At 55.0% G+C, this 19,362-nt stretch carries 15 protein-coding genes; 9 read left to right on the top strand and 6 right to left on the bottom strand.

Annotated elements, in window-relative coordinates; all coding sequences use genetic code 11:
* Positions 1–1,362: 1,362 nt before the first annotated feature.
* Together ACR3ZL_RS13605 and ACR3ZL_RS13610 are read right to left on the bottom strand one after the other, a co-directional pair.
* Positions 1,363–2,454, bottom strand: coding sequence for a WD40/YVTN/BNR-like repeat-containing protein (locus ACR3ZL_RS13605; protein ID WP_473652592.1), 1,092 nt, complete (start codon positions 2,452–2,454; stop codon positions 1,363–1,365).
* A 453-nt stretch (positions 2,455–2,907) separates the two neighbouring features.
* Positions 2,908–3,867, bottom strand: a complete 960-nt coding sequence (locus ACR3ZL_RS13610) for a hypothetical protein (protein ID WP_473652591.1) — start codon at positions 3,865–3,867, stop codon at positions 2,908–2,910.
* Positions 3,868–4,848: 981 nt separating this feature from the next.
* Between ACR3ZL_RS13610 and ACR3ZL_RS13615 the strand changes: the two genes are divergently transcribed.
* From ACR3ZL_RS13615 to ACR3ZL_RS13625, 3 genes are all read left to right on the top strand, one after another.
* Positions 4,849–6,780 carry a hypothetical protein gene (locus ACR3ZL_RS13615; protein WP_473652590.1) on the top strand — a complete coding sequence of 644 codons (1,932 nt, stop codon included), beginning with the start codon at positions 4,849–4,851 and terminating at the stop codon, positions 6,778–6,780.
* A gap of 121 nt (positions 6,781–6,901) precedes the next feature.
* A complete protein-coding gene (locus ACR3ZL_RS13620) occupies positions 6,902–7,864 on the top strand; it encodes a tetratricopeptide repeat protein (RefSeq protein WP_473652589.1) in 963 nt (320 codons plus the stop codon).
* 17 nt (positions 7,865–7,881) lie between these two features.
* Positions 7,882–8,292: a hypothetical protein gene (locus ACR3ZL_RS13625; protein WP_473652588.1), complete on the top strand. Its 411-nt coding sequence runs from the start codon at positions 7,882–7,884 to the stop codon at positions 8,290–8,292.
* A 455-nt stretch (positions 8,293–8,747) separates the two neighbouring features.
* On the opposite strand, the gene ACR3ZL_RS13630 is transcribed toward ACR3ZL_RS13625, so the two are convergent.
* The gene (locus ACR3ZL_RS13630) at positions 8,748–9,416 is read right to left on the bottom strand and encodes a TetR/AcrR family transcriptional regulator (protein WP_473652587.1); all 669 of its coding nucleotides are present in this window, start codon (positions 9,414–9,416) and stop codon (positions 8,748–8,750) included.
* 138 nt (positions 9,417–9,554) lie between these two features.
* On the opposite strand from ACR3ZL_RS13630, the gene ACR3ZL_RS13635 reads away from it, so the two are divergent.
* From ACR3ZL_RS13635 to ACR3ZL_RS13645, 3 genes are all read left to right on the top strand, one after another.
* On the top strand, positions 9,555–10,505 hold the full coding sequence (locus ACR3ZL_RS13635) for an SDR family oxidoreductase (protein ID WP_473652586.1): 951 nt from the start codon (positions 9,555–9,557) through the stop codon (positions 10,503–10,505).
* A 175-nt stretch (positions 10,506–10,680) separates the two neighbouring features.
* Positions 10,681–10,875 (top strand): SMR family transporter, encoded by a 195-nt coding sequence (locus ACR3ZL_RS13640; protein ID WP_486173586.1) that lies wholly within the window; start codon positions 10,681–10,683, stop codon positions 10,873–10,875.
* Between the two features lie 133 nt (positions 10,876–11,008).
* A complete protein-coding gene (locus ACR3ZL_RS13645; protein ID WP_486173557.1) occupies positions 11,009–11,938 on the top strand; it encodes a DMT family transporter in 930 nt (309 codons plus the stop codon).
* A gap of 116 nt (positions 11,939–12,054) precedes the next feature.
* On the opposite strand, the gene ACR3ZL_RS13650 is transcribed toward ACR3ZL_RS13645, so the two are convergent.
* A complete protein-coding gene (locus tag ACR3ZL_RS13650; RefSeq protein WP_473652583.1) occupies positions 12,055–13,026 on the bottom strand; it encodes a glycosyltransferase family 2 protein in 972 nt (323 codons plus the stop codon).
* A 296-nt stretch (positions 13,027–13,322) separates the two neighbouring features.
* On the opposite strand from ACR3ZL_RS13650, the gene ACR3ZL_RS13655 reads away from it, so the two are divergent.
* The 3 genes from ACR3ZL_RS13655 to ACR3ZL_RS13665 are packed head-to-tail and all read left to right on the top strand — an operon-like array spanning position 13,323 to position 16,551.
* On the top strand, positions 13,323–14,696 hold the full coding sequence (locus ACR3ZL_RS13655; RefSeq protein ID WP_473652582.1) for an FAD-dependent oxidoreductase: 1,374 nt from the start codon (positions 13,323–13,325) through the stop codon (positions 14,694–14,696).
* Entirely contained in the window at positions 14,693–15,541 is an 849-nt protein-coding gene (locus ACR3ZL_RS13660) for a glycosyltransferase family 2 protein (protein WP_473652581.1), read from the top strand. Before ACR3ZL_RS13655 ends, ACR3ZL_RS13660 begins: the two co-directional genes overlap by 4 nt.
* Before the next feature lie 59 nt (positions 15,542–15,600).
* The gene (locus ACR3ZL_RS13665; RefSeq protein ID WP_473652580.1) at positions 15,601–16,551 is read left to right on the top strand and encodes a TauD/TfdA dioxygenase family protein; all 951 of its coding nucleotides are present in this window, start codon (positions 15,601–15,603) and stop codon (positions 16,549–16,551) included.
* Between the two features lie 56 nt (positions 16,552–16,607).
* Here ACR3ZL_RS13665 and ACR3ZL_RS13670 read toward each other — a convergent pair whose 3' ends face one another.
* On the bottom strand, positions 16,608–17,351 hold the full coding sequence (locus tag ACR3ZL_RS13670) for a class I SAM-dependent methyltransferase (RefSeq protein ID WP_473652579.1): 744 nt from the start codon (positions 17,349–17,351) through the stop codon (positions 16,608–16,610).
* Positions 17,352–17,801: 450 nt separating this feature from the next.
* Positions 17,802–19,283 (bottom strand): DUF1501 domain-containing protein, encoded by a 1,482-nt coding sequence (locus tag ACR3ZL_RS13675; protein ID WP_473652578.1) that lies wholly within the window; start codon positions 19,281–19,283, stop codon positions 17,802–17,804.
* Between the last annotated feature and the right edge of the window lie 79 nt (positions 19,284–19,362).

The raw sequence follows: 19,362 nt of genomic DNA on the forward strand, positions 1-19,362 counted from the left end.
TAAAAACAAGTGGCATGGGCTTTCAGTCTGTGTTCAGCGCAATCACAGGCTGGAAGCCTATGCCACTTCAAATTCCGGCCCTCATCCTCGGTCCGACATTTGGCAGCAATGATTAGACAATTATGTGAGCCGTTGGGGCATTTGGATCGGTTGTGCGTGAGCATCGCGGCAGAGGCCATCGCTCCTAATCTTTGCGCGGTTTGGGTAACGCCGATGGCCCGAAATCGGATCGGGACAAAACCGGAGATGGGCAACGCAAAAGGGGGCGTGCGGCAACATTGTTTCACTGCGGGATTGTTTTACTGCGGGGATACTAAGTTCGAGTCATTCACCCCCGCCCGATTTTCTGCGTCCATTCCCAAACGATGACAGGTTGTATCCTTTTCTCTCGGTTGCTGGATGAGGCATTTCCTCTGATCGGCAACGAACCAAAAAGCCAACTTCAAGAAAGCACTGCTCGACCAATTGCCGCGTTGGGAGCCTTCCCGTTCGTCTTCTATCACGAGAGTCTCGTTCATGGCAGACGACACGTTTGGGATTCCCGCCGGCATCGAAAGGGGCTGAGTCCGTCCGATTTCACGCGCGCCCGAGGAATGCTCTCGGCGCTCTCAATGAACACGTGGATCGGACTCATTTTCGCGGTCGGGGTGGCCTGCTTCGTGTTTGCCAGTTGTGGCAGTTTGTTTCCGTGGTTGGTGAAAGGCATCTAGCTCGAACAGTGTCTCAACACGATCTACTTTGTGGGGGCGATCCTGTTTACAACAGGCGCTTGGTTGCAATTGTTTCGGACGGCGAACGCCAGTTCCAACCTTCACTCCCGCGAAACAGATCGAGATGTCTGGTTTGGTTGGTACCCAAGAGAAATCGGATGGTTGACACCTTTGATGTCCTCCAGCCGAAGAATCGCAGAACATCGAACATGGCTCGATGGCTTCTGCGGTGTCAAGAAATTTCCGTATTCGTAGACGCGTCCCTCGCGAGCGAATCCTGCTATATCACCTCGTTGCCCGGCGTATCGGAAGAGTCAAGATTTGGTGGGGGCACCAAATCGTCGGTGCCACTCGGCGAGTGCCACGTAGCCGGTGACCGGATAGCGGTAGATAGGAGCGTCGGTACCATAAGGCAAGAACATCGGTATCCACCGAAACGAACCAAAACATCGATTGCTATTTCCTCAGGCAACCATCACGTGAAGACAGAGCACGCAGGCCAAAACGCGCAGGCCAAAGCGATGTCCGAGAGAAAGAGACGCCCAAGTGAAGGATTCGTCGCGAACTAAAACCGCGGTTCGCAAGCCAGGCGGCCGAGTACTGATTCCTAGAGGCAGTGCCGGCAGGTCGCTTCGATCTCTGCCTACAATTCTCAATCGCCGACAACGATCAGTCGACCGAAGCGTCCTTCCGAGCCGGATGCGAAGACCTGCGTCTGGCCAACCGCCAAGGCGTGAAAGCCCGTCTGGGATACCAGTTCCCATTCGTCTGCGTCACGAGAAAAGTCGGTGCCGAACGGACCGACGGTGATCAGGCCCGATGGCAACGAACCGCCCCGCGAAGTCGCGACGACCGCACTCCGGAACGCAGCAGGCTGCGCCTTCACGGTACGCCACGTGGCTCCGTGGTCGTGGCTGATGCACGCGGTGATGTCCGACGTTTCAGAAGCCCGATAGTCTCCGCCGACGAGCACCAAAGTTTTGCTTTCTTCTCCTGCCGTCGACGTTGGAACATCGCCAACCGAGAAGATCCCAGACGCTTGCGAACTGCCGATTGGCACCGAGACGGTTGTCCATTTGGCATCCCAAGTGGAACGAAGATAGAGGCGGCTCGTCTCGGATTCGCTCCCGCCGGTTCCAAACCACAGTTGCCCCTGCTCGCCAACGTGCAGCGACGAATTACTGGCAGCAAACGCCGCTTCACTAGGCCGAGACTGCGGGAGTTCATTCGTCAATCGCTTCCAGGTTTGTCCGCCGTCGCTCGTTTCGACGACCAACAACTTCCCATCGACGGGATCACTGACTGCGATGCCTCGTTTGGAATCCCAGAACCGCATGGCATCAAAGAAAGCCGACGGAGACGATGCGCGGTAGGTTTCTCGCCATGACACTCCGCCGTCGTCGGTCCGGAGCAGCACCGCTGGTGAACCCGCACTGGCGATGCAGGCAACGTTCGCACCGAACGCGTGCACGCAGCGAAATTCGAGATCACCAAAACCTTTCGGACCACACGGCGTCCAAGTCTTGCCGCCATCGCGGGTGCGAATCACCGTCGAGTTCGATCCACTGGCCCACACGACTCGATCATCGACCGCGGACAGACCACGAAGACTCGCGTCAGTCCCCGTCGCCGTCACGTCCCAATCCAACGAAACCGGCTCAGCGCCACCGGCGACGGACAGCGCCATCGCCGAAAGAAAGAAAACCAGCAACGGCCTCACATCGGCGGAAGATTTAGAAAGCATACAAGAGAGTCCTCGGCAAAGATGCGTCGTCGATCGCCCCAGATAACGATCCCCACCATGCGACCCAAACCCAGCCACCGGAGCAACCCCAAACACGCAACCGCTTCGCTTCGAAACTCGTTTTTCAGCAAACGTGTTACGCCGATAGAAGTTCAGCAGCAGGTATCAAGCGTGTCAGCAGGAGTCTTCCATTGTATTGCCTGCCGTGGCGCTGGCATGGACGCTAAAAGGTCCGTCCGGCACGTTTTCACAATTCCGGTTCTTGTTCAGCAATTGGGAAAGCTATCCCGGAGGGATGGAAGCGATCAGCCCGAGGGTGCTGCGCACCAGCACCCCCCCGGGGACGAAAAAACGAACCACCGCCCCTGAAAGGGTCGCAGATTTGATGCTCCTACCGGTCAACAATGTGCCATTCCGGCTAACCCAATTGTTCATTCTCGAACAAGTAGCGAGCTATTGGTTTAAGCTCAACCGCAGATCGAGATCGTCAAAATAGACGTTTGCCATTCCGCCTTTTCCCCCTCTAACAACGAAGCTATGGATCATGACCCTCATTGTCCTGGTCTTGGCTGGTACAGGAACCTGGACCGATAGAGACTGCCATCTTGGGTACTTGCTTGAACCACCTGAAGTAGCGGTGTCGATGAGTTGACCGCGATCATCAAGAAACCCCACCGAGAGAACGCCCGAATCTTCCCACTGGCCACGAAACAGCTCACCTTTGAGTACGAATTGGATCGACGAGGAATCGATGTAAATGCCAAAGTCATCGACGTCGACATCTTGGATTAATTTGTTAGAACGCCTCACCGAAGAAAAACACCCTCCTCCCGTTTTGGGTTTGGGGTTATCAACCGATCGTTTCCATTGGCCATCGATGGCGGTCCAACCGGGGACTCCTTGTTTCGTCATCGGCTCTTCGCACCCTGGATTCGCCAACAACTGATCACCGAGCATCCCTTTCAACGGTGGTTCCCGTTTTTGCATCCTCAGCTCTTCGGTTTGATCCTCCAAGATCCTCGCGTCTTCCAACAGTCCGGCTTTAACAAAACGCCGGCTCGCCTCTTCATGCATGCGAATTAAACGGAGGTATCCCCGCTCGCGAGCACGCTCGAAAACTCGAGTTGAAACCAGCGTGGGCTTTTGATCGTGAAGACGAAAGTTCCGTAGTTCTTCGTTGGCCGCGTCGGTGGCCTGGATATCCCCGCGAGAGATCGCCTGTTTCACTTTCTTCTCAAGTAACACGACAACGTCCGCACGGATTCCCTTCATCGCGTCATCAAAAGCCAGTTTCTCCGCCTCGATTTCCGCCATAACCGCGGCTCGAAGTTCATCGACATTTTCAGTTTCGTCGGCCTCGGCGAATGGGATCGCACCAGCGAACACGAACAAGAACATAACGAGTTGTCGCATTTGAACTCTCTCTGGGTGAGGTGGACGGCAATTTGCAATTCTCTATCCGAAAACGGTCAACACGACGCGAAAACTGTCACGCTCCTTGAGCGCCTGAGCGGTGGCGCAGGACGGTTTCTGCTTTCCAAGTTTGTCTTGCTCGATCTATCCCGTGGTGCTCTTCTGTTGATTGTCAGTAAGGTTGATCTGCAGGAATGAAATGGCCGAGAACGCTCCGCTGATGAAGGCAAACAGGAAACCGCGTAGTCCTGAGCCTCATCGAACAGTATCCCTTGTGACCGAACTGGTTTTCAGCACTTCAACCGGTCTGACCAAGCGGGCTCAGACTGTCTTGCAGGATGGTGTCGCCAGACGTCGTCGGTCGGAACTCTGGCGACACTCCTACGGAGAATCGCATACGTCAAATTTCAAAACTCGCTCGGCTGTTTGCCCTGGTTCGCCAGTGGGAATAAGCAACGTGCTCTCAGTAGTCACTGGAAACCCTGCCCACAGAACGCTCATTCTGAGCGATTTCGCCGTGATGCGCAACGTGAGGTATGCCGTTAACCCCCGAGGGTGTTTCGTGCCACCTTTTCACCTCGTTTCCGAGACGAATGACGAGGGCCGTCGTGATGTCGAGGAGGCTTGCAAGCGTGCAAAGAGAGACGGCGCACCTCGATCCCATCCAATTCATCTTGGGAACAGCAATTCTGTAGGCAAGACGTTGTTTCAAAATGCCGTCTTTCGTTTCCACCTGGGACCGCGATTGAACGTGTCCTAATGAGCAAGCATGGCTGAATCATGCCATGTGAAGATGCCATCCGCCGTCGCATTCTTCGGGCCAATACCAACGCATCCTGGGTGGCACCGTTCACCGCCCTTTATCGGTTTATCGGTGGCGTATCTGCCGCACCGTTTTTCTACCCATACTGCATAGACGACCAATAGTTGTGTCGTTTCCGTGCCAGAGATAGGATCGGTATCCCCCCTCAATCGTAGCCTATGCACCAACTGGAGTTCACCGTGCTAGCGTTAAAACGAGTGTTTGCCGTTCTAATCTTGCTTAGCTTTCACATCGTTGGCGCTGCGGACGAACTGCCTGACAAAAGATCCAATAAGGGCACTTCTCAGGTGCTCTACCTTCACACTGAATTTATTCCCTATCAACACGAGGCAGATCGTGTTCTTCAGCTTCGACTGATGCGTGAATTTGCGAGGCAGGCATTCTTAATCGCCGCACGCGAGGAGCTTGGTATTCCGACACGCGACGGAACCCTTCGCGATAGCGAGCCAGGCGATGAAAGTGGGGTGCACCTGGCGCTGTTGGAACGCCTCGGCACCGATGGCAAGTGGCATCTCAAACTATTCGCTCTGAACGAAGGCAAGCAACGACGAGCAACACGCGGACTTTGGATCGAGTCCCCATTATGGGAAAGAACGTTCGATTACGCTTTAGTCCAAAACACGATGTATGCAGAGACTTCGTCCATGCTCGAGCAAGCCAGTCGCCAGGAATTTGTCGACGCGCTCCTGGCCGCAGGTCTCAAGAAGTCGACCAGCGACGAGCCAAAAGACGAAGCACCTGAGCCGACGTTTGATGCTTGGAACGAGGAACTTGCCAAAGTTGACTTCGTCGCCCAGTACGGCGTCGTTCAGTCCGCACATGAAGCAATGCGTTCCAAGGATGATCGTGCAGCGATACTCGGAGTATTGGCTCGGGGGTATGCCAATCTTTCCATGTTGACTCAGCATCAGTGGAACGCCGTTAGCGAAGTGTTCGCCTCGCGTGCAATTCTCTACGCGCAGCGAATGGTTACCGAAACCGATCAAAACGCATCGGCACTCTGGCATAGGGCGTATGTGTGGGCAATCGTTGGTGCTCACCAACACGCACTTGCGGATATCAGACAAATCCGCAAAGCAGTGACCGAAACGGGCGACGCCGAAACGAACGAGCCTGCATGGGGGAAGCTGATCGACGTCTATCTCAAGTGTGATCGTGCCGCGATGTCTCAGTTTGCTGATGCAGACAAAGAGCAGCGAGCTTGGGCACTTCGACTGGCGTTTCAGCTCGCCAGCTCCTATCGGTATTCACCGTGGATGTATCACGCCGCCAGAGATCTTGCTCAGCAGGCCCCAACTTGCTTCGGCGTTTACGCAGAATTGGTGACCCACGGGGGTAGCTTGGGGGCTGAACGAACGGGAGCGTCAATGGCGCCGTATGCGTTTGCTCAGTCACTGCCGATTAGCCTCAACAACCTTTCGGGTTTTCCCGATGTCGCCAGGGAAGTAATCAAGCAGCCTGCCAACGTCGTGAATGCAGACAACACTGCGACCAGCCCTGCGAGTCGGGTTGCGAAGGTGTTGCGAGAGTTCTCGCGAAGCGTATCAAGTCCCGAGGTCTCTTGGTCCACGTTGGCCTATCTGCTGGAAGAAGAGCAATTCGTACAGACGGCGAACCTTCTCGACGCTTCGATGGATGCTGTTGAATCGTCGCACTCGGAATTGGTGGACAGCCTATTGCCGATCATCGGTGATCACCGCTACCGCGCTTATATCGAATCGTTTCGATACGGCAAGCGTTTTGAGTTAACCGAGATGCGGAATGCACTCAAGCAGCTCGATATCGAGGACCCACGCAAGAACATGTCACGAATGATTCTTACGTCGGTGGGGGTAGTTGACGGCTCAGGCAAAGACATTGGCAAAGTCGCTTGGCAACACTCGTATCGCAATTTCACATTTCAGGGCCTGCTGGAGGAAGCATTTTTCAATGGTACCGAGTGGAAGCCAACGACTAAGAAAAAAGCAGACATGCTTTCCTGGGAACTTGGTAAGGTTGCTCCTCGCAGCGAGGTTGCGAGACGGATGGACATTCTCAAATCGGAGGAGCCTGCGCAAGCAATTGGAGAGATGGGAGCGAAGGCTCAATGAGGATCCGATTGCCTACAGTGAGCTAGGGAAACACTATGAACGCCTTAAGGACATCGAAAATGCGACTCGCTGCTACGAGAAGTCGCTCGCATCGCTACCGACTCGCTCAGCAACGAGAAGGTTGGCAAATCTCTATATTTCCCAGGACGACTTTGCGAAAGGGAAACAGACCCTGGAAGACTACCTCCAAACCGAGGATCTGGGACTTGGGCATTCTCGAATTCGCGAAGACCTGGCCTGGAAATTAGTCGTTCGTGGTGAATGGGCAGAGGCAAAACCGTACGCGGTGGAGGCCGCAGAGTCCTGGTCCTCGACAAGTCTTAACGTGGCGAGTTACGTCCTCGAAGGGCTCGCTGAGTGGGAAGACTCCGAACGATTCATACGCCAGAGAAGCGAAAACTATCCATCGAGCGCGGGGTACGAATGGTACTTCTGGTGTGCACGCACGGGACGTGGCGACATCCAGCCGGCACAACAATTGGCTCGCAAATACTTTGCCGCATCCGATCGATCCCCTAGTCGAGAAAAACATATCGAACGTGGGGCCTTTTATCTCTTAGAAGGGAACGACTCTGCCGCTCTCGATGCCTATCAATTGGCACTTCAGGTCAGGCCAACACTGACCTGTACATTCATGGTGGCACAAATTTCCAAACGCAATGGCGACATGGAGACGGTAAAGAAAGTTTCCGAAAACATGAGATCCGCAATCGCCGCTTTGGAAGAACCTCTTCGTGACATCGATATCGTGGGGTTAGACATCCTCGACGTGATTGACTCTGGCGAAGTAACGCCCGCAAAACTCGATGAAATCGATACCAAGCTGGTGCCAATCAACGGCCCGACGCGATGCGCATTTGCCTATTTCCTGGCTGCGGAGTTGGATCAACAAAACAAGGGCGAAAAGGCGGCCGAGTATTGGCGAAAAGCTTTGCAAGGACCAATGGCAGACCCTGTCTACCAAACGCTATCCGGTGCGGCGTTGGTCAAGCGGTTCGGGACTTCCCGCCAGACCGAAGCTCTCAGTGAGAAGGACCTTTGGAAAGCCGCTGAGGCTACTGCCGAGGAGCCGCGCGGAAACTGACGCATGGAGGGAACCAAATGGTGCACGCTTCTTTGTTGAGCGTGCCAGATGGTGCGCTGGAGGAGAACGCTGGTTTCGCAGGATCGGGATTGCTGCTGTCTTTCGATGGCGGCGGGAAGTTTGCATCTCTCAATAGCTTCTGGTGCGACCAGCGGATGGTACCGGTATTGACGCAACGATCGGGTTTTGAAGGAGTTGTTTCCCATGGTAAGTCTTGCTCGTCGGACCATGCGGGCATGCGTAATTGGGCGTGTGATCGCTGCGTCGAGCATTGGATGGTTACTCTGACGCACCGGTTGCGTTGTCGTGGAACGCTATTAAGCCGGTTCGGGAACGATTGGCTTTTGGGATGGCAAGGGCTTGGTTGGTGGGGTTCCGACCGCGGAGCGTTCGGCCACAATCGATCGGTTTCTGTTGACGGCGGGTAGTCGAATTGGCTAGCGATTTTTGCTTGGCCGTCCAGAGAAAGCGGTTGGGCTCTTACGTTATAGCCGGGGTGTATGGGTGACGCCTGAAAGGATCGATTCTCATTGAATTCAGATGAGGATCCATAGCACATGGACGATCCCTGGCACTACATGCCTCTTTGAAATGCCGCGAGACGCCTTGTGTGAACCGCAATTGTGGCGTTCATTCGCGGAGTTCACGCATTTATGGTTTGATCAGAATGTGGCCGAACGCTCAGCGGTCGGAACGTTAGCCAGTCGGTTGAAGAAGTTGCTTGGTAGATTTCCGACCGCGGAGCGTTCGGCCACGATCGATCGGTTTTTGTTGAGTGCGGATCATGGCGTTGGTTATCGTGCATCGCTTTGCCGCTGGGATCGTGTAGCTCGGCGATCGATTGCCCATCTGCTAACGGCATACGGAAACATTCAGTTAAGAATCACGGTCTTGATAGAAGGCCTCCGAGAAAACACGCAGCTAGCTCGGAGACCGTTTTCTTGAAGTCAAACTTGATGTGCTCGAACTCCGGTTGTTTGAGGACCAGTTCGACCGACGTGGAGGGATGGCAATGAGCCCACATTCCGGTTGCGGACATCACCAGCATTGCCAACGCCCGGGAGGATTCTTCGTCACTCAACTCTGGGAGGGCCTGCGACAAGGCCGTTACACAGGGCTGTACGATCGAGAGAAACTCACGTTTAAACTGGGCCACGGTTTCCGGTCCAACATTGTGTTCGAAAACGGATGCCAAAGACGCCGACAAAGTGCAAAACCTGCGGCGGCGGGCGAGAGAATCCGCAAACGCGCAAGCGACGGCGTCGACATCGCCGACCTTCTCGGTCTGGTCGAGTCGCCGTTTGAATGACTTTGCCCATGCTGCCGACTCCTTGAGTAGCAACTGAAGCAAAATGGCCTCCCGGCTCTCGAAATAGACATAGAGATTAGGCTTGGACAATCCGGCCTGCCGGGCGATTGCATTGAGTCCCGTACCGTCCAAGCCATGCTCCTCAAGCCGTACGCCGGCGGCTTCCAATATCGCATCGATTCTTTCGGCCTTCTGCTCCGGTTTCCGGGCTCGTTTCCACGTTTTCTTTTTGGGGGGCACCATCAGGATTTTCCAGAAGAAGTTCTCGCAGCTCCGTTGACAGTGTACCAGTGGTCGCCTAAGTAGATACCACTGGTCGCTTATTTCGCAACTTTCGGTAAGCAACCTAATTCATTCCGTGGGTTTTTCAAGGAGCATCCAATGGCAGACACAACATTCGGACCGCAGGGCTGGACTCCGGAACGCCTCGGCTCCCTCGTTGGCAAGACATTTGTCATCACCGGCGCGAATGCCGGTGCGGGATTCCAGGCAGCGAGAACCTTGCTCGCCAAGGGAGCCAAGGTGGTGATGCTGAACCGCTCGGCCGAAAAATCGCACGCCGCCATCGCGGACCTGAAAGAGGAGTTGGGGGCCGGCGCCGAGGTGAGCTTCATCCGCATGGATCTCGCCTCGCTTGCCAGCGTACGCGAGGCCGCAGCGGAGGTTTTGGAGTCGGTTGACCGGATTGACGCGATCCTTTGCAACGCCGCCATCGCACAAGTGCCCACCCAGCAACTAACCGTCGATGGCTTTGAAAGCATGTTGGGCACGAATCACTACGGTCACTTCCTGCTCTGCGGATTGCTCTTCGAGCGGATCGAAACAACGCAAGGACGAATCGTGGTCGTCAGCAGTCTAGGCTACAACATGGGGATCAAGACGATCCAGTTCGACGACATGAACTGGGACCATAACTACCACCAGAACCGCACATATTCGCAGAGCAAATTAGCACAGATGATGTTTGCTTACGAGTTGCAGGATCGCCTCGCCGCAGCAAACAGAACGCACGTAAAGGTGTATGTCTGCCATCCGGGATCGTCGAGAACATCTCTTATCAAGACCAGCGGCAACCTAGTGACGCGGGTGATGTTTGGTCTCATGTCGCTTTCGCCGATGGTGCAATCGGCTGAAAAAGGTTCGTGGCCGGAGGTGATGTGCGCGACCGAAGATGGTCTGGAGCAACGGACGCTCTACGGGCCCACCGGGTGGATGCAATTCGTCGGCCCCGTCGGCAAGGGAACGCTTCATCACCACGCACATGACAAGTCGGTGATGCAACGACTTTGGGATCTATCGGAACAGGAAACCGGTTTCGAGTGGAATCTCTAGGAGAGCAATGGCAACTGCAATGTGGCCGAACGCTCTGCGGTCGGGATCTTGAACTACCGACCGCGGAGCGTTCGGCCACAATCTATCGTTTGGTGGTGAACGCCGACGGCGGAATGAAACAAGTGCCGAGGCAGTTTGCAGTAGATTCGGGCGACTATTACCCAACATCTGCACGATACCTAGCCTCAAACGCCTTTTTGTTGCAGCGGCTTATACGGTCTGGGTCGGCATCGGTACCCTGGGCGCAGTCCTTCCGGCCGTGGTATCTCTTGGCGAACCACTGAACCTTGGACGCACCTTGTTTCTGACGCTGTTGGCTTTCTGGCGATGCTGGTGGTGCCCTTGGTCGGCTGGAAAGACTTCACTTTAGAAGCACTGCTTTCAATCCGTTCCGTCGAAAGAACACATTTCAGTAAGCGGGGTTTGTTGAGCACGGCCTGCGATTTTTCACTCCGTATGATTTGATTGCGGGGGTTCCACCTAGAAGTTCACTCAAACATCGAATGTCATCCGCTTCATTGAACCCAACCGTTGCGACAACCAATCGAGACAACTTGATCGGTTCGATCTGGATGGTTGCGGCGATGGGGCTGTTTGCTATCGAAGACGCTTCGATCAAGGTGGCGTCCGCGCATGTGCCCATCGGACAAGTCCTGATGCTTTCCGGATTAGGTGGTGCCGTGCTCTTTGCACTCGTTGCAGCGAAAAGGGGCGACCGGCTCATGGGGCCCGCTCTGCAGTCATCTTCGATGCGGTATCGCATGTTGTTTGAATTCGCTGGCAGACTGTTCTATTCGATGGCCGTTGTCCTCACTCCTTTGTCGGCCACGACCGTGATTTTGCAAGCGACTCCTCTCGTCGTGGTCGCTTGCGCGGCGATGCTGTTTCGTGAGCGCGTCGGCATTCGCCGCTGGTCCGCTGTATTCGTTGGGCTCGCCGGAGTGATCGTTGTCGTCGGGCCAGGACGTGACAGTTTTTCGATGCTTTCCATCTTGGCTGTACTAGGAATGCTTGGCTTTGCCGGACGTGATCTGGCCAGTCGAGCGGCACCGCCCACGGTGACGACGGCCGTTCTTGGTTTGTACGGGTTCATTTCCGTGTTCTTGGCTGGCTGCATGCTCGCGATCTGGAAAGGCGAGCCATTTTCATGGCCCGAGCTTTCGCTTTTGCTGCCTCTCACTGTCGCCGTGTGTGTCGGTGTCTCGGCGTACGCGTGTTTGATGAAAGCGATGCGAACGGGTGACGTGTCAGCGGTGACTCCCTTTCGATATTCCCGTCTGCTGTTCGGAATCGGTTTGGGAATCTTCTGGTTCCACGAATCTTTGAGCACGCCCATGATTGCGGGTTCCGCTCTGATTGTCGTTTCCGGCCTGATCATTCTCGGCGGCCGACGCGACACCGAATCAAGCAAGCCATCGACGATCAGTCGGTGACTCGAGTGCCCACTAGGAATCGCACGCAACGGCATCTGACATCTAACTCGCAGATTGTGGCCGAACGCTCCGCGGTCGTAAGGTTAAGGTTCCGACCGCGGAGCGTTCGGCCACAATCAGTCGAAACGCCCGCCTCTCGCATTTATCTTCGGTGCTTCTTTTCTGAGTCGACGCAAGATCGAAAGTTGCTTTCGCCGTCGCCATTTTGCCCGCCAATCGTTGGGATTCCATGTCAGCGTCTTGTCATAACATCGGATCGCGTCTTCAATTTGGCGAGCGGCTTCGCATTGTTGGCCAGCGCGGAACCAAAAGGACGCGATATGACGACGCAATCGACGACGACGGCGTTCTGGGTAGCGATCTTTCAATGAGTGGTAGATGGTCGCGTGACTGGTGGCCCAACGCTGAAACCGATCTGGATAAATCTGACTTAGGTTGTCAGCCTCACCTCGTGACGCCGCGAGTCCCCACCGAAAAGTTACTGGCTTGCCAGGCAAATGGCACCAGTTGCCCTGGGTTGCGATGTCGGTGAACAACGAAGAATCCTCCGCGTCGTCGCAACGTGCATTCCATCCTCCCACGGTTTGGACGGCGTGAGATCGCAGAACCGTGCACGACGCGATCCCGCCTCCGTGCCGAAAGATCCAGGGTATCGGGTCCTTCGCGAGCGATCGGCAATTGTCATAGCTGAATTGTTCGCCATCTTCGCTGACAAACCTGCGGTCGGCCGACGCGGCTACCAACGATTCATCCGCCGACAGCGCGTGAGACGCCCGTTGCAAAAAGTCATTCGGCCAGCAATCGTCAGAATCCAGGAACGCCACCAGGCTGGTCATGGGAACGGATTCAAACGCCGCTTGTCGAGCCAACGCAGCAGTACTCTTCGCACGTCTCTGTATGACGCACCGGAGAACTCCCGCATGCTCGTTTGCCCATGCTTGGACAGCGTCGGCGGAGTGGTCAGTGGAACCATCGTCGACAACGATCACGGATGCTGGAAGCATGGTTTGAGCTGCAACTCCGTTGAGCGCATCGAGCACCGTGCGACATCGATTGAAGACGGGGATGATGACGGTGACGTCCACCATGTAACAGCTTTTCCAACGCTCGGTAGTCAATTCATTGGCGACCGGTTTACACCGTTGGGTTGTCGCGAGTCAATGCCCGCACGCCCGAGGATAGACAGACGATATCGCACCGCCGATTGGTTCGAGACCAGCGATCCTGACGCGACTCGCTGAACGGCTACGCTTCATTCCTGCACCGATGTCGTTTGGCGAGAGTCGATCATGGCGAAACAAGTTTGCCTCACCGAAAAAAGAGTGGTTCCGCCTCAGTGGCGGATCATGGCGTAACGCGGTAGCATGACGTGGCCGGCGTTTCTATGTGCGACAAGAAACAATGGCGGATTGAGGCCGATGAACGGACCTCAAATATTGCGAGTGATTCGATCGATTTGAAGGGATTCCAATACGAAATGATAGCCTTATCCAAACATGGCTGTCGCGACGTCGTTGTCATTGGTGCTGGCCTAGCAGGATCTTGCACTGCACTCGAACTGGCACGTCAGGGTCTCAAAGTCGCTTTGTTGGATCGCGATCCGACACCGATGAATCGAGCAAGTCGACGTAACGAAGGAAAAATCCATTTAGGGTTGATCTATGCGGTGGATCCGACATTCGCGACCGCCGAGCTCCAACTTCGTGGAGGCCTCACTTTCTACCCTCTATTGTCTCGCTGGATCGGTGACCGTGTTGATTCACTCGAGACATCCTCTCCCTTTGTCTATTTGGTTGCCGGCGATTCGATACTGACTCCCGAGCAGTTGCAGGCGCACTATGAAAAGGTAGAGCAATCTTATCGAGAGCAGACCACCGAAGACCCGAGTCTGTCCTACCTCGGCACCCGCCCCACTTCGCTTGCTCGACGCATCCCACTTGAGAAACTCGACAAACGACTCAATCCCAGCGGCTTGTCGGCCGCGTTTGAAACGAACGAATTGGCGATCGATACCGATCAACTTGCCGATCAGATCACGCAAGCCATCGCAGCACACGAGAACATTGAGTTCTACGCTCACCACTGTGTTCACGAAATAGATGCCCAGGAAAACGGATTCGTTCTCTCCGGTGAGTCAACGGGATCGAGTTGGTCGCATCATTGCGAACAGGTTGTCAATGCGACCTGGGAAAGTCGGCTGATGCTGGACGCAACGCTCGGCCTGAAGCCGCCACCAGGATGGCTGTATCGGCTCAAGTACCGCGTGCTCGCTCGCTGCCCCGACCGACTACGCAACGCCCCTTCGACCACCATGGTTTTGGGGCGATATGGAGACGTCGTCATGCGTCCCAATGGCACCGCGTATCTGTCATGGTATCCCGTCGGAATGCAAGGCTGGAACGATCGATTGACGCCACCATCTCAATGGTCGGATGCGTGCCAAGGCGACCGACTGTTGCAAGAACCGTCACTGGCAGATCAGATCATCGATGGCATCAAGGGTTGGTATCCGGGCATCGCCAGTTGCACTCCCTATCAACTGGATGCTGGCGCGATCGTGGCATACGGAAACACGGATGTTGATGATCCCGATAGCGGCTTGCACGACCGAACGCAGGTCGGCGTTTCCAGTGTGGACGGCTACCACAGCGTCGATCCTGGAAAGCTGACGACGGCTCCTTTGTTCGCAATGCAGGCCGCGGAACGTGTCTTGTCTCATGCAAGTAAACCGGCATCAGCACGCAGTGTCCTGCAATGAACCAGGAAGAAGCGACACCGAGAGTCCTCGCCTTAGTGCCTGCGTGGAATGCCGAAAAGTTCATTGCGAGGACGCTTGATTCACTCGAAGCACAGACGCATCCGAATCTCAGGGTTTTAATCTCGGACGACGCATCAACGGACAGGACCGTCGAAATCTGCAACAGCTACGTGAAGCCGGGCAATCAATTCACGTTAATTCAGCAGCCGAAAAACCTGGGGTGGCTCGGCAATGCCAATGTTCTCCTGAAGGAGGCGGATGCCGATTATCTGATGTTTGCCTTTCACGACGACGTGCTCCTTCCGAATTATGTGGAGCGTTGTGTTGCGGCGTTAGAGTCTAATGCGAAGGCGGTGGTGGCTTACTCGGACATGGTCACGTTTTGCCAAGATGGGGAACGGATCACGGGCAGTTGTACGGAAATCGATGGGATCGCCTCCCGTGTCGATCGTGCCACTCAGATGCTCTATCGAGTGGACCATTGGTGGGCACCCAACCGCGGCATATTTCGAGCCGAAGTAGCCGAAAAGGTTGGCGGCATGAGAAGAAACCTAGCCGGTGAGTTCTCTGCGGATTGGCCTTGGCTCGTTCACATGTTGTTGCTCGGCGAGGCGGTTCGAATCCCTGAGCTTCTCGTTGAAAAACACTACATGAAACGGAGTGTCTCTCGAGCTTGGAATTTCAGCCCACGTCACCAACTGGCTGCATTGTTGGCATGCGTCCGAGAGATCCACATGGCGACCATGCCACTTTCGGAAAAACTCCGACTGTACAAGGTTGTTTCACGAATCGCGTCAGGCTTGATTCCATCGATCTTTCAAAAACAGATTAGTCACAAACATTAGGTAAACCGCATGATCAGCATTTGGTGCATCACCAATGCTTGTCATGACCAAGGGTCAGCATGTCCATCGATTACGCTCAATCAGTCGCTCAACCTATTGCCGGTCATCCGACGCCAGTCCACTGTACTAAGTTGACTTCTGAATTCGGAGTTGAGATCACTGGAGTGGATTTGGCGCAGATGCCACTGGAGTCGATGCAGCCTTTTCTGAAGCGTTTCCTGTTGGATCACCAAGTCCTGCTGTTTCGTAACCAGTTGCTGGATGAAGAGCAACAGGTGCGGCTCACACGATCGTTAGGTCCGTGTCGAAAAATGTGGCAGATCGATCACTACTCAAGCGACAACGAATTCGTCCAGTATCTCAGCAACGTTGATCGACAAGGAAGATTTGTTGGATCACACCCAGATCCCCATTCGACTCGCTGGCATGTCGATGGCAGTCATACGCATGTTCCGTCGAAGGCGACGATCCTCAATGCATTGCAAGTGCCGTGCGATTCAGGGCACACGATGTTCGCGAGCCTCTATCAGATCTACGAATCACTCGACGATGAAATGAAGGGTCAATTGGCGAAACATGAAGCGGAGCACCACATTGAATTTCGTCGAGCCAGACGAAATGGTCGCTTGCCTTGGCAGTGGTCGCTCGCGAAACATCGCGGTGCGTCGTTAACATCTCAATTAAAATGGTGGTTCTCGACGATCAAACGGCGTTGGCAGGATGGCGGTGTTTTCCACCCGATCGTTCGTCACCACACCGAAACGGGACGGCCTGCTCTATTTATCGGTGATCACGCTTGGCGGGTACGAGGAAAGTTCCTCCCCTTAGGAATCAAGCTGATGCAACAAATCAACTCGATTGAAATTGATTCACGCGTGATTTACACGCATCGCTGGGCCAAGGGAGATCTGCTGATCTGGGACAACACCAGCGTACTGCATCGGGCGGGTGAATACGACCTTCATAACGAAGCGAGAGTGCTACGCCGCTGCGTCGTGGAGGGCGTTTGACGTCATGCCGCTTCTCCTATCGCTGGCATGCAAACGAATCTTGATCGACGGGGCGATCATTTGATCGCGACGTACAGAATCATGTTTCCCTTCTTCCATAGGATGTCAACTGCCGAGAAGTTGCACGCTGACAACAAGTTCAGATATTCGAAACTGGTAAGCGGATTGTCTTGCACGAGCGAGGCTGTCATCCGCTCCAAGAGATCACCCTTTACTCCGGCTTCGGCGATGTGATTTTTCCACATTTCAAAGTTGATGGTTTCCAGGTCCATGTCCGCTCCCTTCACATGATCCCAGCACAAGAACACACCGCCCTTGACCAAAGACGCCTCGATTATCTGATAGATGTCTCGGTACATCGCCGCACCCTGTCCGTGATGCAATGCCAATGCAGATACGACGCAGTCGTACCGTTCTGGTTCCGGTTGGAACTCGGCGGAGAAGAAATCCGCTTGAACGCATTCAGTTTGTTTTGAATAGCACTGAAGTTCGGATTGAGCCTCCCTGAGGAGGTTCGCTGAGAGATCGACGAGTGTGACGTGAAGATCAGGAAAATGGTCCAGGAGTATCTTCGCCATCCTTCCAGACCCCGCGCCCAGATCGAGGCAATGTTTGGGTTTGCGATCACTCAAGAACAATAAGATGAGCCGGAGCACGAAGTCATGGTCCAGCAAGACCTGAGGATAGTCGCCTCCGATTTCCCCACTCGCTGAACTCCACCACTGGCAAACGTCCTGGTAGCTCAGCTTTCTCTTTTCGGCGTCGATGATCGTTTGCTTTGTACTGGCGAATGAATCCAAGTCGATGCGTGAAGCCGGCGCGGGTAATCGTGAACGCCTTCTGAATCGTTTAAAGAACAATAGAAATTTGGCTCCCTGAAGCAATCGATAGAGACGGAAGTCCCGAACTGATGCGATTCGTCTCGTGCGAATCCATTATTGATTCGTGCCATGGTAAGCGTTCGACAGGGCGATGGAATCGGTGGACAGTAAGTTCGCGAGCTTTCTTGATTGCTGGTGAAGAGAAGAGATGAGCTCGTTACAGAGCCACGGTCGTGTCGAACAACCGAGCGAACCCGCGATTACACAGGAATTTGGTCAACGTGAGATCGCATGTGGCCGAACGCTCCGCGGTCGGAGTTCTGACTAGGTGCGGGAGCAACAGGGTACCGACCACGGAGCGTTCGGTCACATTCTGAAACTCGTCTTACAATCACTGCATCTGTTCAATGTGTGCGAGGGCAATCGGGTTTAGCTGACGAGGTCTTTGATGACGTGGGCTTGTTCGACTCCGGTGAGGCGTTGGCTGAGCCCGCGGAACTTGAACGTGAATCGTTCGTGGTCGATTCCTAGAAGATGCAAGATAGTGGCGTTGAGATCGCGAATATGCACGGGGTTCTCGACGATGTTGTAGGAGAACTCGTCGGTGACGCCGTAGTCCGTGCCGACGTTGACTCCACCGCCCGCCATCCAAGTTGTAAAACAGCGACCGTGATGATCGCGGCCGGAGGTAGGACTGCCCAGCTCGCCTTGACTGTATACGGTGCGGCCGAATTCGCCTCCCCAAATCACCAGCGTGTCGTCGAGCATTCCCAAGCGTTTGAGATCTTTGATCAACGCCGCCGATGCTTGGTCGACGTCTTTGCATTGTCGCGGCAGTTGGTTCTTGAGAGACACGTGTTGGTCCCAACCGCGATGAAACAACTGGATAAATCGCACACCCCGCTGCGCCATGCGACGCGCGAGCAGGCAGTTCGCGGCGAAGCTTCCTGGCCGACGTGAATCTTCACCGTAGAGTTCAAAGGTGGACTCGGGTTCGTCCGAAACGTCCGTCAGGTCGGGTACGGAAGTTTGCATCCGATACGCCATTTCATACGCTTCGATCCTGGCGAGCGTCTCCGGATCGCCCGCATCATTCCATTGCATTTGGTTGAGTTGACCGAGGGCATCGAGCAGGTTGCGCCGTGACTCGCGCGTGACGCCGTTTGGGTTTTTGAGATACAGCACTGGGTTCACTCCGGGACGCAGCATCACGCCTTGATGGCTGGACGGCAGATAACCGCTGCCCCAAAGCCGCGAGAACAACGGCTGCCCCGGATTCTTGCCACTGCCCTGACTCAAGAGCACCATGTACGCGGGGAAGTCTTCGTTTTCCGATCCGAGTCCATAGCTGAGCCAAGCGCCCATCGACGCATGCCCCATCTGCTGGGAACCGGTGTTGATGTACGTCACCGCCGGATCGTGGTTGATCGCCTCGGTCCACATCGATCGCACGATGCTGATGTCGTCGGCGATCGTTTGGGTATACGGCAACGTGTTACCGATCCAGGTGCCGCGATCGCCACATCGCTTGCCTCCCCACAGAGGCTTCACGACGGGAAAGCTTTTCTGTGACGACGTCATCCCGGTCAGCCTTTGGTCCCCGCGAACCGAATCGGGAAGGTTGGTCCCGTGTCGTTGAACCAGCTCGTCCTTATGATCAAAAAGATCGACGTGGCTCGGCCCGCCCGACTGAAACAGATAGATCACCCGCTTGGCCTTCGGTGCGAAATGCGGCAGCGCCGATCCACCAACTGGATTCCCCGTCTCGCTGATGCTGGGATTGGATTCGGCGGCGAGCAATCGCTCCAACGCGATCGCGCCGATCCCGGCGGAAGAAGTGGCGAGCAGCGACCGACGCGTCATCAGTTGTGATTGGCGCACATCAAATTCGTCTTGGACGGATCGTGTCATCAGAATTCTTTGCGTTTCGGGAAGTGTTCAGGTAATGATCGTTCGGAGTCGTCGTGCTGTCACGATTCTACTGTCACGG

Source organism: Rhodopirellula sp. J20-39, assembly GCF_057365095.1.